Origin of the sequence: Mammaliicoccus sp. I-M35 (genome assembly GCF_022386455.1) — a bacterium.
Taxonomy (GTDB): domain Bacteria; phylum Bacillota; class Bacilli; order Staphylococcales; family Staphylococcaceae; genus Mammaliicoccus; species Mammaliicoccus sciuri_A.
On record NZ_JAJNIL010000002.1, the window covers coordinates 235,207 to 250,492 of the forward strand.

General features: G+C 32.6%; 16 protein-coding genes. 12 read left to right on the plus strand and 4 right to left on the minus strand.

Features of this window, described 5'->3' with window-relative positions; translation table 11 throughout:
• Position 1: 1 nt before the first annotated feature.
• Both LQ679_RS03855 and coaW read right to left on the minus strand, forming a co-directional pair.
• Positions 2-631 carry a pentapeptide repeat-containing protein gene (locus LQ679_RS03855; protein ID WP_239762105.1) on the minus strand — a complete coding sequence of 210 codons (630 nt, stop codon included), beginning with the start codon at positions 629-631 and terminating at the stop codon, positions 2-4.
• 18 nt (positions 632-649) lie between these two features.
• Positions 650-1,447: a type II pantothenate kinase gene (coaW, locus tag LQ679_RS03860; protein ID WP_239762106.1), complete on the minus strand. Its 798-nt coding sequence runs from the start codon at positions 1,445-1,447 to the stop codon at positions 650-652.
• Between the two features lie 150 nt (positions 1,448-1,597).
• Here coaW and LQ679_RS03865 point away from each other — a divergent pair, with 150 nt between their 5' ends.
• From LQ679_RS03865 to LQ679_RS03880, 4 genes are read left to right on the plus strand one after another with little or no spacing between them, the layout of a single operon-like run.
• A complete protein-coding gene (locus LQ679_RS03865; RefSeq protein ID WP_218958991.1) occupies positions 1,598-2,206 on the plus strand; it encodes a CDP-alcohol phosphatidyltransferase family protein in 609 nt (202 codons plus the stop codon).
• Positions 2,203-3,141 (plus strand): phosphatidate cytidylyltransferase, encoded by a 939-nt coding sequence (locus tag LQ679_RS03870; protein ID WP_025904453.1) that lies wholly within the window; start codon positions 2,203-2,205, stop codon positions 3,139-3,141. The genes LQ679_RS03865 and LQ679_RS03870 overlap by 4 nt, the downstream gene beginning before the upstream one ends.
• A 13-nt stretch (positions 3,142-3,154) precedes the next feature.
• Positions 3,155-3,784 (plus strand): lysophospholipid acyltransferase family protein, encoded by a 630-nt coding sequence (locus LQ679_RS03875; RefSeq protein WP_239762107.1) that lies wholly within the window; start codon positions 3,155-3,157, stop codon positions 3,782-3,784.
• On the plus strand, positions 3,778-4,314 hold the full coding sequence (locus LQ679_RS03880) for a YqaA family protein (RefSeq protein WP_126477258.1): 537 nt from the start codon (positions 3,778-3,780) through the stop codon (positions 4,312-4,314). Before LQ679_RS03875 ends, LQ679_RS03880 begins: the two co-directional genes overlap by 7 nt.
• A 68-nt stretch (positions 4,315-4,382) precedes the next feature.
• On the opposite strand, the gene LQ679_RS03885 is transcribed toward LQ679_RS03880, so the two are convergent.
• Positions 4,383-5,981, minus strand: coding sequence for a BCCT family transporter (locus LQ679_RS03885; RefSeq protein ID WP_126477259.1), 1,599 nt, complete (start codon positions 5,979-5,981; stop codon positions 4,383-4,385).
• A 152-nt stretch (positions 5,982-6,133) separates the two neighbouring features.
• Between LQ679_RS03885 and LQ679_RS03890 the strand changes: the two genes are divergently transcribed.
• From LQ679_RS03890 to LQ679_RS03900, 3 genes are all read left to right on the plus strand, one after another.
• Positions 6,134-6,994 (plus strand): GNAT family N-acetyltransferase, encoded by an 861-nt coding sequence (locus LQ679_RS03890; RefSeq protein ID WP_239762133.1) that lies wholly within the window; start codon positions 6,134-6,136, stop codon positions 6,992-6,994.
• Positions 6,995-7,098: 104 nt separating this feature from the next.
• On the plus strand, positions 7,099-7,614 hold the full coding sequence (gene rpoE / locus LQ679_RS03895) for a DNA-directed RNA polymerase subunit delta (RefSeq protein ID WP_037589792.1): 516 nt from the start codon (positions 7,099-7,101) through the stop codon (positions 7,612-7,614).
• Between the two features lie 145 nt (positions 7,615-7,759).
• Positions 7,760-9,361 carry a CTP synthase gene (locus tag LQ679_RS03900; protein WP_239762108.1) on the plus strand — a complete coding sequence of 534 codons (1,602 nt, stop codon included), beginning with the start codon at positions 7,760-7,762 and terminating at the stop codon, positions 9,359-9,361.
• A 381-nt stretch (positions 9,362-9,742) separates the two neighbouring features.
• On the opposite strand, the gene LQ679_RS03905 is transcribed toward LQ679_RS03900, so the two are convergent.
• The gene (locus LQ679_RS03905) at positions 9,743-10,270 is read right to left on the minus strand and encodes a DUF2529 family protein (protein WP_159315413.1); all 528 of its coding nucleotides are present in this window, start codon (positions 10,268-10,270) and stop codon (positions 9,743-9,745) included.
• A 60-nt stretch (positions 10,271-10,330) separates the two neighbouring features.
• On the opposite strand from LQ679_RS03905, the gene LQ679_RS03910 reads away from it, so the two are divergent.
• The 5 genes from LQ679_RS03910 (at position 10,331) to LQ679_RS03930 (ending at position 15,161) form a co-directional block, all read left to right on the plus strand.
• Positions 10,331-10,684, plus strand: a complete 354-nt coding sequence (locus LQ679_RS03910; RefSeq protein ID WP_025904461.1) for a response regulator — start codon at positions 10,331-10,333, stop codon at positions 10,682-10,684.
• An 85-nt stretch (positions 10,685-10,769) separates the two neighbouring features.
• Positions 10,770-11,627 carry a class IIb fructose-bisphosphate aldolase FdaB gene (fdaB, locus tag LQ679_RS03915; RefSeq protein ID WP_025904462.1) on the plus strand — a complete coding sequence of 286 codons (858 nt, stop codon included), beginning with the start codon at positions 10,770-10,772 and terminating at the stop codon, positions 11,625-11,627.
• Positions 11,628-11,901: 274 nt separating this feature from the next.
• Positions 11,902-13,158, plus strand: coding sequence for a UDP-N-acetylglucosamine 1-carboxyvinyltransferase (locus LQ679_RS03920; RefSeq protein WP_239748190.1), 1,257 nt, complete (start codon positions 11,902-11,904; stop codon positions 13,156-13,158).
• Positions 13,159-13,230: 72 nt separating this feature from the next.
• Positions 13,231-13,560, plus strand: a complete 330-nt coding sequence (locus LQ679_RS03925; RefSeq protein WP_025904464.1) for a winged helix-turn-helix transcriptional regulator — start codon at positions 13,231-13,233, stop codon at positions 13,558-13,560.
• Between the two features lie 170 nt (positions 13,561-13,730).
• Positions 13,731-15,161, plus strand: a complete 1,431-nt coding sequence (locus tag LQ679_RS03930; protein ID WP_107576517.1) for an aldehyde dehydrogenase family protein — start codon at positions 13,731-13,733, stop codon at positions 15,159-15,161.
• The last annotated feature ends 125 nt before the right edge of the window (positions 15,162-15,286 follow it).

A 15,286-nucleotide genomic window follows, 5' to 3' on the forward strand; every position in this document is an offset into this window, starting at 1 on the left:
TCTAGTTTGATGTTACTTTAACCCCGAATAACGGAAGTATATCATATGCTTGATATTCAGAAACTGTTGCACCTTTTAAGTCATTAGGTTGTACAACAAGTTGTTCGATTGTATTGGACGATAAATCAATGTCTTTTAGTGATGTTTCAACGACTTCAAGAGATTCTAATGCACATCTTTCAATTGCGACAGATTTTTGAGTACAGAATGAAAGGTAAGTTTCTGACATTTGATTATCGTTAAATAAAACGTGATCTAAGTTACAATTTTGAAATTGACTCATTTTTAACTGACAATTAGAAAATTGTACATGCTTGAGTTTAACGTCTGTAAAGTTAGCACCAATCATACGACAATCTTTGAAGTGCACTCTATTAAGAGAAGCTTCACTGAATATACAGTTTGAAAGGTCGCATCCTTTAAATATAATATCTAATTCGTGAATTTTAGTGAAATCAACAGATTCAAATGTACATTGATTGAAATACATTGTATCGATTTGACTCGTTTCTTCATCTAATTGAATTAATGCTTTATCAAAGTACAAGTCATACGAAGACTGATAGAGTGTTACGTCTTTTTCTTCTTCATATTCAAAATCATTGTGTAGTTTAGGTTCTATAATTTTCATATTAATACTCCTTAATGTTTAACAATATATTGAACCGAGCGCTCCTGAATATTCACCGTTTTCAATGAAGTATGGTTTTAGACCTCTTAAAATCGTGTAATCAACGACGATATTTTTGAGTAGTTCATTTTTAACAAATGAAGATCCTATAAACACAACGTTTTCTGTATTATACTCTCTTGCGGCATGAATGGATACGGTTGTGACTGTTTCTCCTACAATACCCATTACAGCTGCTAATCGATCAGCATTTGGAAATGCATCGTTCATATGTTGTAATACATGTCCAAAGTTAGCAGCAGTTAATTCTCCAGAAATAGGCGTGTTATCACCTTTATAAATATGTTTAACTTTTAAATCTATTTTATCTCGATCCCCATTTAAAGCTGTTTGAACAAGTTCATCATAATCACTAATTTGAGTCAGTAAATAACTTAAACCTTGTATCATACCGCCACCAGCTCCTGTACCGCCTGCACGTTCTTGATGATCAGTAGTAGCATAATGGATAGAAGTACCAGTACCGACATTCGAGAATATATATGTTTCAAGGTCTATATTGTTTTCTTTTAAAAATATTTGAATCCCTTTATAAGTCGCATCAAATTCAATACTACGTTTCGCTTGATGTTTAATGCATGAGTCTAAGTATTGTGCTTTACCACCTGTAATCGATACTTCAACATCATCTAATTGATTTAACCAAACTGCAACTTGATCAATGTCAGTTGCTAACCATTTTTGATACGTTCTTTCTTTATTTAATTCAGTTACGACTTTAATTAAAGTACCACCTGCATCAATACCAATTTTCACACGAACACCTCATCTAGAAAAGTAAATAATTATCGTTATTATACTATAAAAAATTGTATATGATAAATTAATGATTTTTAGAAATATATTGTAAAAATTGTATAATTACATGATAAGATGATAACAAGTATAAATGAGGGAGGTTATATTTTGATTAGTATATATGAAATAAAACCGAAATTTCAGCAACTATTAATGCCTATCGTTGACTGGATGAGAAAAATCGGTATGACCCCAAATCAAGTTACAATATTAGCACTACTGCTCTCTATCGTAACGGGAATTATTATAAGTATATTTCATGAAAACAAATGGATTTATATTTTAATGCCTATCGTGATGTTTGTGAGAATGGCTTTAAATGCAATTGATGGTGTAATGGCAAAAAAATATCAAATGAAATCTCATTTAGGGTTATTGTTGAATGAATTAGGGGATGTTATAAGTGATTTATTTCTATTTATACCATTCGTGTTTATTGCTGAAGATTATGGAATAGGTATTATGTTGTTTATCAGTTTATCAATCATAAGTGAAATGGCTGGTGTGACTGTTCAAGTGATAGGTAGTTCAAGAAGATATGATGGTCCGATGGGTAAAAGTGACCGAGCATTTATTGTAGGTTTCATCAGTTTCTTGATTTTTGTTCATTTAAATATCATTCCTTATTTACATTTTGTGTTTTATGGTTGTTCAATACTCATGTTAATCAATATTTATAATCGAATAACAAAAGGATTAAAGGAGGTTAAATCATGAACTTAGGGAAGATATCTTCAGAAATGCTGATTGTTATGATTGGGGTATTTATCGTACTCGTATTATCCAGTTTGATTAGTATTTATTTAACGAAACGATATCCTGAAAAAGACTTCACTGAAATTAGATTGAGAATTAAATCATGGTGGAGTATGTGTATTATCTTTACAATTGCCTTAGTCATTCACTCTACTGTGTCATTGATTTTTCTTGGCTTACTTTGTTTTTTAGCTTTGAAAGAGTACTTTTCTTTAATACCTACGAATCGTAGTCATAGAGCTGTATTATTCTGGGCGTACTTATCTATACCAATTCAATTTACATTTATCTATTTTGGATTTTATGGCATGTTTATTATTTTTATACCAGTATATATGTTCTTATTTATACCGATTCAAGCAATATTGATAGGTGAAACAAAAGGGTTTTTACAATCAATGGGATCTGTACAATGGGGCATGATGCTGATGGTGTTTAGTTTAAGTCATTTAGCATACTTAATTGTCTTACCTGGCGAAAAAAGTTCAGTACCCGGTGCGAGCCTTGTTTTATTTTTAGTTATATTAACGCAAGCAAATGATGTCTTTCAATTTCTGTTCGGTAAAGCATTTGGTAAACATAAAATTGTACCTAAAGTAAGTCCGAACAAGACTTGGGAAGGTTTTGTTGGAGGGATTATTTCAACGACAATTCTATCTTTATGTTTAGCACCATTATTAACGCCGTTCACATTATTAGGCATGATTGTAGCAGGTTTATATATTAGTATTATGGGATTTGTGGGAGATGTGAATATTTCAGCTTTAAAAAGAGATTTAAATATTAAAGATACTTCTCAAACAATACCTGGTCATGGCGGTATTTTGGATAGAGTAGATTCTTTAACATACACAGCGCCACTCTTCTTCCACTTTGTAAGGTTCTTTTACTTTTAAGGGGTGAACCGATATGTTAAGACTCATTATATTTACATGTATCATTAAGCCAATTATTTTAATTGTTCTAGGATTAAATATACGTAGACGAGAATGGTTACCTAAAAAAGGTCCTATCGTGATTATTGCCAATCATAATTCACATTTAGATACACTTGTACTACTTTCATTGTTTCAAGGAGAAGGGTTTAAGAAAGCACGACCTGTAGCTGCAGGTGATTATTTTCTGAAAAACAAACTATTAAAATGGTTTTCTATGAATATTATGAGAATTATACCAATAGAGCGAAAAATGACGCGAGATATTAAAGGATTATTTGAACCAATTGTAGATGCTTTAGATGAGGGCAGTATTATCATCTTGTATCCGGAGGGAAGTAGAGGCGAACCTGAAAAGTTATCAAAATATAAATCCGGGATTTATTATTTAATGAGAGAACGTCCAAGCATTCCGATACAACCTTTGTTTCTACATGGTTTAGGCAAGTCATTACCGAAAGGCTCAAAACTATTTGTACCATTCTTTATTGATATTTTTGTAGGACGTCCATTTTTATTTAATGAGAATAGAAAAGTATTTATGGATGAGCTTAATGAACGAATGAATGAACTCAGAAATGAAGGTGATTTTAAAGAATGGTAATCATATTTATATGGGCTTTTCTTGAAGCAATTGTATTCTTTATTATCCCTGATGTAGCTTTAACTTATTATGCAATCAAACAAAAAAGTAAATTTAAATTATTATGTGCAAATTTGATTGCAATTATAGGTGCAGTTCTAGGTGGTATCATCGTTTACATTATTTCAATTCAACATTTGAACTTTGTTGAAATGATCATGGTTAAGATTCCTGGTATTCATCCTTATATGATAGAACATGTGATACATTCATTAGAAGATAAAGGAGTGCTCGGATTAATAGAAGCACCATTGTTTGGTGTTCCATATAAACTTTATGCAATGATGAGCTATCACGAAGGTATATCATTTATTGTATTTATACTCGTAAGTTTCATTGCAAGACTTTTGAGATTTATATTAACGAGCTATCTAGCATATGTACTCAGTCATATTGTGTTTAAAAACGTTAATCGATATATCAAAATATTACTATGGTTAATCGTATGGATCATCGTCTATTGGGTATATTTTTCGATACATGCGTTTTAGTTTATGAAAATAAGACAATCAAAAAGGCACCATTCATTGATTTAAACAATGAATGGTGCCTATTTTAATTATTTTTCTTCTTCTTCACGTTCTTCTAATGATTTAGAGAAATCTGTGTCATCATCTATATAAGTCATTTTGAAATGTTTAGATGGTTCTCTACGTAATGCTTTCATAATAGAGAACATCATTAAGAATAGTATAAATGCGAATGGTAGGCCGGCTACGACAGAAGCGGTTTGTAAACTTTCTAAACCACCTGCTAATGTCATGGCAACTGAAATGGCACCAATTAATGTTCCCCAAACTAATTTATACTTGAATGGCGGTACGATTGAACCTTTATCAGACATACTTGATAAGATAAAAGTAGTTGAATCCGCACTTGTAACAAGGAACAAGAAGATTAATATTATTGCTAGAATACTTGTTGCTTCGTAAAATGGGAAGTTTGATAATAGGGAGAATAGTGCAACTGTATAATCTCCTTTAACATCTTCCGCAATAGAAGCACCTTTATTAATAACTAAATACATGGCCGTTCCACCGAAAGTGGCAATCCAACTAAATGAAATAAGTGGTGGAATAATTAACACGCCAATTACAAATTCTCTTATCGTTCTACCTCTTGATACTCTGGCTACAAATCCTCCGATAAATGGAGACCAAGCAATAACCCATGCCCAATAGAACACAGTCCATTGTTGAATCCAAGAATTGTCGCCTTCATAAGGATTTAATCTTAAACTATATTGTACAAAGTTTGTAATATAGTCACCTATTGCAACAGTAAATGTTTCAAATATAAATTGTGTCGGTCCTAAAATAAGTATAAATATAAGTAAAGCAAAACAAATAAATATGTTAGCATTACTTAGCCATTTAACACCTTTATTAAGACCTGATGCTGCTGATCCAAGAAATAGTAAAGTCATAATGACGGTGATGATAATTTTAGTCCAATTATTATTAGGAATATCAAAAACATGATGAAGTCCGCCACCAATTTGCATTATTCCTAGACCAATTGATGTTGCAATACCCATGACAGTTGCGACTATCGCTAAGATATCGATAACATTTCTGTATGGTTTCTTATAAGTTTCACCGAATACAGGTTCCATTGCTGTAGATATTAAACCGTCTCTTCTTTTTCTAAATTGGAAGTAAGCTACGATAAGCCCTGCCATTGCAAAGATAGACCATTGTGAAATGCCCCAATGGAAGAATGTATATCCCATAGCAAGTCGAGCTGATTCTAATGTAGAGCCATCTACTTCATTTGGAAGTGGTGATTTTAAGTAATGTGTCATTGGTTCAGCAACGCCCCAGAATACAATCCCGACACCGAGTCCAGCAGAGAATAACATGCCGACCCATGAAATAAATGAGAATTCTGGTTCTTCGTCGTCTCTACCGAGTTTAAATCGACCAAACCTCGTAATAGCCAATCCGATTAAAAAGATATCTAAAACGAATACGATGATTAAGAATAACCATCCTGTACTGTTCGATATAAATGTATATAATATATTAGCGTATTTACCAAAACCTTTTGGAAAAATTCCAGCAGTTAAAGTTACTAATAATATAATAGACATAGATACCCAAAATACTAATGTTGTCTTATTATTTTGCCTGTCTGTATTTTCTTTTGACTGTTTCATTAATATCCCCCTTTAAATTATGCAGTCTTAATTCTATTACCCTCATCCAAATCAAACTAACATGTGTACGATAATTACGTTTTATAAGGTTCTTAATTGCGCAATGAATGTAAAATTCGTTATGATATATATAAACAAACGGGGGGATATCAATCATGAAAGCTAAATCATTCGGTGAAATCGTCATTAAACCATTTGAAGAACATATGAGAACGGCACTATATGGTTTTGAATTAAACGAACGACAACAAATTTATTCTTCATTGCCTAAAGAAGTGTTGGATGGTGCTATCGAAGATCCTGATAGAAGACCTAATGTTGTCGTAAACGATCAAGACGACATAGTTGGTTTCTTTGTATTGCATAAGTATTATCAACACGAAGGTTATGATACACCTCATAATGTTGTATATATACGTTCATTATCAATTAATGAAAAGTATCAAGGTAATGGGTATGGCACGACTATAATGATGAATTTACCTGAGTACGTTCAACATGTGTTCCCTGATTTTGATCATTTATATTTAGTAGTAGATGCTGAAAATGAGGCAGCATGGAATTTATATGAAAGAGCTGGCTTTATGCATACAGCTACAAAAGAAGAAGGTCCATTAGGTAAAGAACGATTATATTATTTAGATTTAGATTCAAAATATGTATCTTCATTGAAACTTGTATTAAATGAAGATGATTTAGATAATGAATTTGTCGATATACATTTAATGAAAGATAATCAAAAAGTAGGTATCATCGTATTAGAAGATAAAGATCATTATTTTGATATTCGGAGTATAGAAGTTGAAGAAGACGAAAGAAAAGAAGGTATTGCAGAGAGTGCTTTAAGACAGTTAAGTACTTTTGTTAGAAGAAGGTTTGAAGATAAGAAAGAAATACACATCACTTTATTCGGTTCAAACAATAAATTGAAACCTTTATGTGAGAAAGCAAGATTTGTAGAAATACAAAAATCTGAGGACTATATTAAACTCATGAAATATATTAAGTATTAACTAACATTTGCTAAAAATCATCTTGTCAATTATAATCGTAAACTGTTATGATTATAAATATTAATGTGCGACAATAGTTCGATTGTTGAAAGGAAGAGTAAAGCATGAAATTAAAAGATTTCACAAAAGAAATGGTAGATGAGCATTCATTTATCGAAATGGCTTATATTTTATTAACAGAGAACGGTAAAGAAACAAACTTATATGATATGATAGACGAATTCAAAAGCTTAGGTAATTATAATGATTCAGAAATTGAGAACCGTATTTTACAATTCTATACGGACTTAAATACTGATGGACGCTTCTTAAGTGTGGGTGAGAATATTTGGGGACTTCGTGACTGGTATTCAGTTGATGATATCGAAGAAAAAATCGCACCAACAATTCAAAAATTCAACGTTCTAGATGAAGACGATGAAGCTGATTCAGAAATTTCATTATTAGGGGAAGAAGATAAATCTAAAGATCTTGATATTACAATTGATCAAGATGATGAAGAAGGTTTAAATGATCCTGAAGACCCTGAAGATGAAGACGTAGAAGATGAATTAGATGAAGCGGGTCTTGTTGTAGATGAAGAAGACGAAGATGAGGAAGACGAAGAAGACGAATTTTAATTGACTTTTCTTTAAAAGATGGTAATATTTTATTTGGGCTCCTTTAAATAGGACAATCGTATAAATATAGCGCTCCCTCCTTACATTTTAAATAATGTAAGTGGGAGCGTTTTTTATTTTTTAAAAAATAAATGGAGGTACAAACATGACAAAGTTCATTTTCGTAACAGGTGGCGTAGTATCGTCTCTTGGTAAAGGTATTACAGCAGCATCACTAGGGAGATTACTTAAAAATAGAGGATTAAATGTAACAATTCAAAAGTTCGACCCATACTTAAATGTTGATCCAGGTACAATGAGTCCATATCAACACGGTGAAGTTTTTGTAACTGAAGATGGTGCAGAAACAGACTTAGACTTAGGACATTATGAAAGATTTATTGATATTAACCTTAATAAATATTCAAATGTAACAGCAGGTAAAGTTTATTCTCACGTACTTAAAAAAGAAAGACGTGGAGATTTCTTAGGTGGTACTGTCCAAGTTATCCCACATATTACAAATGAAATTAAATCAAGATTATTAATGGCTGGCGAAAGTACAAATGCTGATGTTGTTATTACTGAAATTGGTGGTACAACAGGTGATATTGAATCTTTACCATTTATAGAAGCAATTAGACAAATCAAGAGTGATCTTGGTCGTGAAAACGTTATGTACATCCATTGTACGTTACTTCCATACATTAAAGCTGCTGGTGAAATGAAGACTAAACCAACACAACATAGTGTTAAAGAATTAAGAGGTTTAGGTATTCAACCAGATTTAATTGTGGTACGTACTGAATATGAAATGACTCAAGATTTAAGAGATAAAATTGCATTATTCTGTGACATTAACAAACGTGCAGTCATTGAATGTAGAGATGCTGATACGTTATATCAAATTCCATTAGCATTAAAAGAACAACATATGGATGATATCGTCATTGAAAGATTAGATTTAGAAGCTACACCAGAAGCGGAATTAACAGAGTGGAACCAATTATTAGACACTGTACGTAATTTAGAAGGTTCAGTGAAAATTGGTTTAGTAGGTAAATATGTTAGTTTACAAGATGCATACTTGTCAGTTGCAGAAGCTTTAAAACATGCTGGTTATGATTTTATATCAGATGTTGAAATTAAGTGGATTGACTCTGAAAAATTAAACGAAACAAACTATCAAAAAGAACTTGCAGACGTAGATGGTATTTTAGTACCTGGCGGATTCGGTGATAGAGGTGTAGAAGGTAAGATATTAGCCATTCAATATGCACGTGAAAACAACGTACCATACTTAGGTATTTGTTTAGGTATGCAATTAGCAACAGTTGAATTCGCTAGAAACGTAGTTGGATTAAACGATGCACATTCAGCAGAATTAGATCCAAACACACCATACCCAATTATCGATTTATTACCAGAACAAAAAGACATCGAAGATTTAGGCGGAACATTAAGATTAGGTGTTTACCCATGTAAAATTGAAGAAGGAACAATTGCACATAAAGTCTATGGTGAATTAGAAGTAGACGAAAGACACCGTCACCGTTATGAATTTAATAACGAATATCGCGAAAGATTAGAAGAAAAAGGCATGAAATTCTCAGGAACAAGCCCAGATGGTAGATTAGTAGAAATCGTAGAATTAGAAAATCACCCATGGTTTGTAGCATGTCAATTCCATCCAGAATTCTTATCTAGACCAACACGTCCACAAAAATTATTCAGAGGATTTGTAGAAGCAAGTATTCAAAATAAATAATATATATATAAAGCGCCCTTTATCCTAATACTTTTTCAAGTATTTAAGATAGAGGGCGCTTTTTTGTATAAATATGTGTGGGATATAAAGTGCTGCGTTGTGAACACTTCTGGGCAAACTTGTTCATAACGGGTGGCGTTGTGAACACTTTTCGCCAAACTTGTTTATAACGAGTGTGTTGTGAACACTTCTGGGCAAACTTGTTTATAACGGGTGCGGTAATTACAAAACTCAACGGAATTGTAACTAAGGAGGCCTATAGTAACAAAAGTCGGCGGAATTGTAACTAAGGAGGCCCATAATTACAAAACTCATAAGAAGTGTAACTAAAACCTCCATTATCCACCAACACGTAAAATTCAGACCCGTTATCTACTATTACTAGATTTCTTCATTTAAATCTTGTGTAATCTCATGCATTTCAGCAAACATGATATAATATATATAATTTAAAGCCATAAGATGAGGGGTAATAATTTTACTGTAATCAGCGGTTGGAACGATTGCTCTTGGTGTTGATAAGTCAATATAATGCATGAGTGATTCGTGTGTCTTATTGTCTTTATCTTTGTTTGCTATTACGACAAAATCTATATCGTGGTCGTTTAATTTTGTAATCCATTCGTTGAGTTCTTCAGTAAAGGAAGTACCGGCTAATAATACGCGGTCAGTAGAGTCAATTTTTTCGATTTCATCTAAAGTATTGAGTGTTTCTGCATGTGGAAAGCTTTCGTTACTGTCAGTCATAAATGTTTGGAAATGATTGATTTCGTCGAAAGTTTTGATGCGTATTTTGCCTTCACCGTTTGCTGCTTGCATAAGCAGTTGTGATGCAATTTCAATTTCTTCAATTTGGGCATCTATTTTACTAAATATGCCGTTTAATTGTGTATTAAAAATTTTAAGCAATTTGTATTCTCCTTATTAACGTCATTAAATTTATTTTATAGAAAAAGTGGGGTATCTTCAATGGATGTACTTATTATAGATGATGAAAAGAATATTAGACAATTATTAAAAGAAATTATGGAATTAAATCAATTTAATGTAGATACTGCTAAAAATGGAGCGGAGGGTATTGAATTATTTCATAAAAATACTTATAAATTGATTTTTATAGATAAAAGAATGCCTGGAATTTCTGGGGAAGAAGTATTTGCCGAAATTAGAAAATCTGACAAAAATATTCCAGTTTATATCATTTCAGCATTTCAATCATCTACCGAGTTAGAAGTTTTAAAAAAAGGAAATATTACAGGCGTGCTAATGAAGCCGTTTACAATTGAAGAAGTTATGAAAATTGTAAGAAAACATTTAGGATAGGGCTTTCAAAAGGTGCATATATTCACAAAGTTTGATATAATAATCTTGTAAATAATTCGTGCCTTGCACATTAGGAGGAAACTCAATGCCTTTAGTTTCAATGAAAGAAATGTTAATTAAAGCAAAAGAAAATGGTTATGCTGTTGGTCAATACAACATCAATAACTTAGAATTTACACAAGCTATTCTTCAAGCTTCACAAGAAGAAAACGCGCCTGTTATCCTTGGTGTATCTGAAGGAGCTGGACGTTATATCGGTGGTTTCAAAACTGTCGTTAAAATCGTTGAAGGTTTAATTGAAGATTACAACATTACAATTCCAGTTGCTATTCACCTTGACCACGGTTCAAGTTTCGAAAAATGTAAAGAAGCTATCGATGCTGGATTCACTTCAGTAATGATCGATGCATCTCATCACCCATTCGAAGAAAACATCGAAATTACTTCTAAAGTAGTTGAATATGCTCATGCTAACGGTGTTTCTGTTGAAGCTGAATTAGGAACTGTTGGTGGACAAGAAGATGACGTAGTTGCAGAAGGCGTTATCTATGCTGATCCTAAAGAATGTCAAGAATTAGTTGAAAGAACTGGTATTGATACTTTAGCACCTGCATTAGGTTCAGTACACGGACCTTACAAAGGTGAACCAAACTTAGGTTTCAAAGAAATGGAAGAAATCGGTGCTTCAACTGGTTTACCATTAGTATTACACGGTGGTACTGGTATCCCAACTCACGATATCAAAAAAGCTATCACTTTCGGTACAGCTAAAATCAACGTTAACACTGAAAACCAAATCGCATCTGCTAAAGCAGTTCGTGAAGTGTTAAACAACGATAGCGAAGTTTACGATCCACGTAAATACTTAGGACCTGCTCGTGAAGCAATTAAAGCAACAGTTAAAGGTAAAATCCAAGAATTTGGTACTTCTAACCAAGCTTAATTTTAATTAAATTCTAACTACTACAAGCATCGTGCTTGTAGTAGTTTTTTCTGTTTTTAAAGATAAATTGAATATTTATTCAATACGTTTACTCAATTTATTTTAATGTCAAAAATTTAAAATTTGATACTTCTTTCGTAGTAAATTATGTCATTTCTATTTACTTTTTATGTTTTTGCGTTTATCTTATTGAATAGTATATAATGGAAATAATTATCTATTCATGTTGAGAGAGTATGCATTCTCTAAGACGATGAAGTAAAGGAGTAAACATATGTCTCAAGAAGTTATAAAAATAAATGGTGGCAAAAAATTAAATGGTAAAGTGCAAATAAGCGGTGCTAAAAATAGTGCAGTTGCACTTATTCCAGCAAGTTTAATGGCGAATGATGTTGTGACATTAGATGGCCTACCAGATATTTCAGATGTCAAAACTTTAATGAGCCTACTTGGTGATTTAAATATTAAAACAGAATTAAATGGTGATCAGCTTGTCGTTGATTCAAGCGATGCAGTGAATCTACCTTTACCTAACAATAAAGTACAATCTTTAAGAGCATCTTATTATATGATGGGGGCTATGCTCGGACGTTTTAAAAAATGTGTGATTGGTTTACCTGGTGGCTGTCCTTTAGGCCCTAGACCAATTGACCAACATATTAAAGGTTTTGAAGCACTAGGTGCAAAAGTAACAAACGAACAAGGTGCGATGTATTTAATAGCTGAAGAATTAGTTGGCGCTAAAATATTTATGGATGTTGTGAGTGTTGGTGCAACGATCAATATTATGTTGGCAGCTTCTTTAGCAAAAGGTAAAACAGTAATTGAAAACGCAGCGAAAGAACCTGAAATTGTTGATGTTGCGACATTATTAAATAATATGGGCGCTAAAATTAGAGGTGCAGGTACAGATACATTGAAAATTGAAGGTGTAGAATCCTTGCACGGTACGAAACATACAATTATTCCTGATAGAATAGAAGCAGGTACATACATGTGTGCAGCAGCAGCCATGGGTGAAGAAGTGTACATCGAAAATATCATTCCTTTACATTTAGAACCATTAATCGCTAAATTAAGAGAAATGGGCACTGAAATCGATTTAGGTGAAGATTCAGTTGTTATTAAAGGTAAAGACGAATATAAACCAGTTGATATACAAACTGCAGTTTATCCTGGCTTTGCAACAGATTTACAACAACCATTTACACCTTTATTATTAAAAGCAAATGGTCAAAGTAAAATAACAGAAACGATTTATCCTGCAAGATTTAAACACGTTGATGAACTGATTAGAATGGGTGCAAATGTGAATTTAGAAAATGGCACAGCTATTTATTATCCATCTCAATTGACAGGTGCAAGTGTAGCAGCGAGTGATTTAAGAGCAGGTGCATCTTTATTAATTGCTGGATTAATGTCTGAAGGCGTTACAACGGTTTATAATGTGAAGCATATTCATAGAGGATACAGCGGAATTGTTGAAAAATTAAAAGTACTAGGTGCTGATATTTGGACTGAAACCGTATAACAAGTATAAATTATATACTTTGTATATAAAGTGTAGTATAATGGCAATATAGAAGTTAAAGAGGTGAGTAACATGGAAGTATGTCCTTATTTGGAAGAAACTTTTAAAGTAATAGGACGCAGTTGGAATGGTTTAATACTTAATTATTTATCACGTTGTGATGAACGTTCGGCTCACTTTTCTGATATGAAAAGAGACTTAAGACGTATTACACCTAGAGCATTATCTCTTAAATTAACTGAATTAAGTGATTGGGGATTAGTTGAGAAGAAAGTTGTTACAACAACGCCTCTATCAGTTGAATATCATTTAACAACTAAAGGATACGAATTAGCACAAGCGCTTGTACCATTAGAAGAGTGGGCGCAAAAAAATGTGGAATTGCAAGAGAATCATTCCTAAACAAATTGAATATTATAAAGTACCCGTCAATGCGATGAAACCCATTTCGTTGGCGGGTATTTTATTTGTTTGAAATTTAAAATATTCAATTCTCAAACAGATTATTTTAATTATGACTATCATCCATACTATAATAACCAATGTAACAAATATAAAGGAGTAGATAATTCATGAGACAAGATATCAAGCAATATATAAATGGCGAATGGGTTGAAAGTCATAGTGGACAAACATTAGATGTTATTAACCCTGCTACAGAAGAAGTAATGGGTAAAATTGCTGCAGGTAACAAACAAGATGTTGATGACGCTGTAGCTGCCGCTAAAAAAGTGTACGTGAAATTTAGAAATACTTCTTTAGAAGAAAGAAAAGCTTTATTAGAACGAATTGCAGATGAATATGAAAATAGAAAAGAAGATTTAATAGATGTAATGACGGATGAGCTTGGCTCACCAATTGAAAAATCAGAATCTGTTCATTATCAAATGGGCTTAAATCATTTTAGAGAAGCAAGTAAAGCGATCGATTCAATTCAATTTGAAGAACGTCGTGGTGATGATTTAGTTATTAAAGAAGCTATCGGTGTTTCTGGATTAGTAACACCATGGAACTTCCCAACTAACCAAACATCATTAAAATTAGCTGGTGCATTTGCTGCAGGTTCACCTGTAGTCTTAAAACCATCTGAAGAAACACCATTTGCAGCGATTATTTTAGCTGAAATATTTGAAAAAGCTGGCGTGCCTAAAGGTGTGTTCAACTTAGTAAATGGTGATGGCCAAAGTGTTGGTGATCCATTAAGTTCACATCCTGATGTACGTATGATGTCATTTACGGGTTCAGGACCAACTGGTAGAAAAATTATGGAAAACTCAGCTAAAGACTTCAAAAAAGTATCATTAGAGCTAGGTGGAAAATCACCATTAGTAGTGTTAGATGACGTTGATATCGAAGAAGCAGCTAAAGGTGCAGTTGCTAAATTCGTACAAAATACTGGTCAAGTTTGTACAGCAGGTACACGTACATTAGTACCAGAAAGTATTAAAGATGAATTTATCGCAGCAGCTAAAAAAGCAATTGAAAATGTTAAAGTTGGTAATCCTAGAGAAGCTGGCCAAGATGCTGGTCCAGTTGTATCTAAAAAACAATTTGATACAGTTCAAAGCTACATTCAAAAAGGTATCGATGAAGGTGCAACATTATTACATGGTGGTGTTGGTAAACCAGACGGTCTTGAAAAAGGTTACTTCGTTAAACCAACATTATTTACTGATGTAACAAATGATATGACAATTGCTCAAGAAGAAATCTTTGGTCCAGTAGGTACAATTATTACTTATAAAGACTTAGATGAAGCAATTGAAATTGCTAATGATACAATTTATGGTTTAGCAGCATATGTATATGGTAAAGATACAGAACGTGTAAGAGAAGTTGCTAAAGCGTTAGAAGCAGGTACTGTGGAAATTAATGATGCAGGTAGAAAACCTAATTTACCATTCGGTGGTTATAAACAATCAGGTATTGGTAGAGAATGGGGCGACTACGGAATTGAAGAATTCTTAGAAATTAAAGCAATTCCAGGTTATTTTAAAGAATAGTAAAAATACAAAATACAATATATTTTTAAGACTGAAACATTTCGATGTTTCAGTCTTTTTATATGATAGTTATAATTGAATAAAAAAGTGAAATATTTTAACATAATTTATATATAACTTATTTT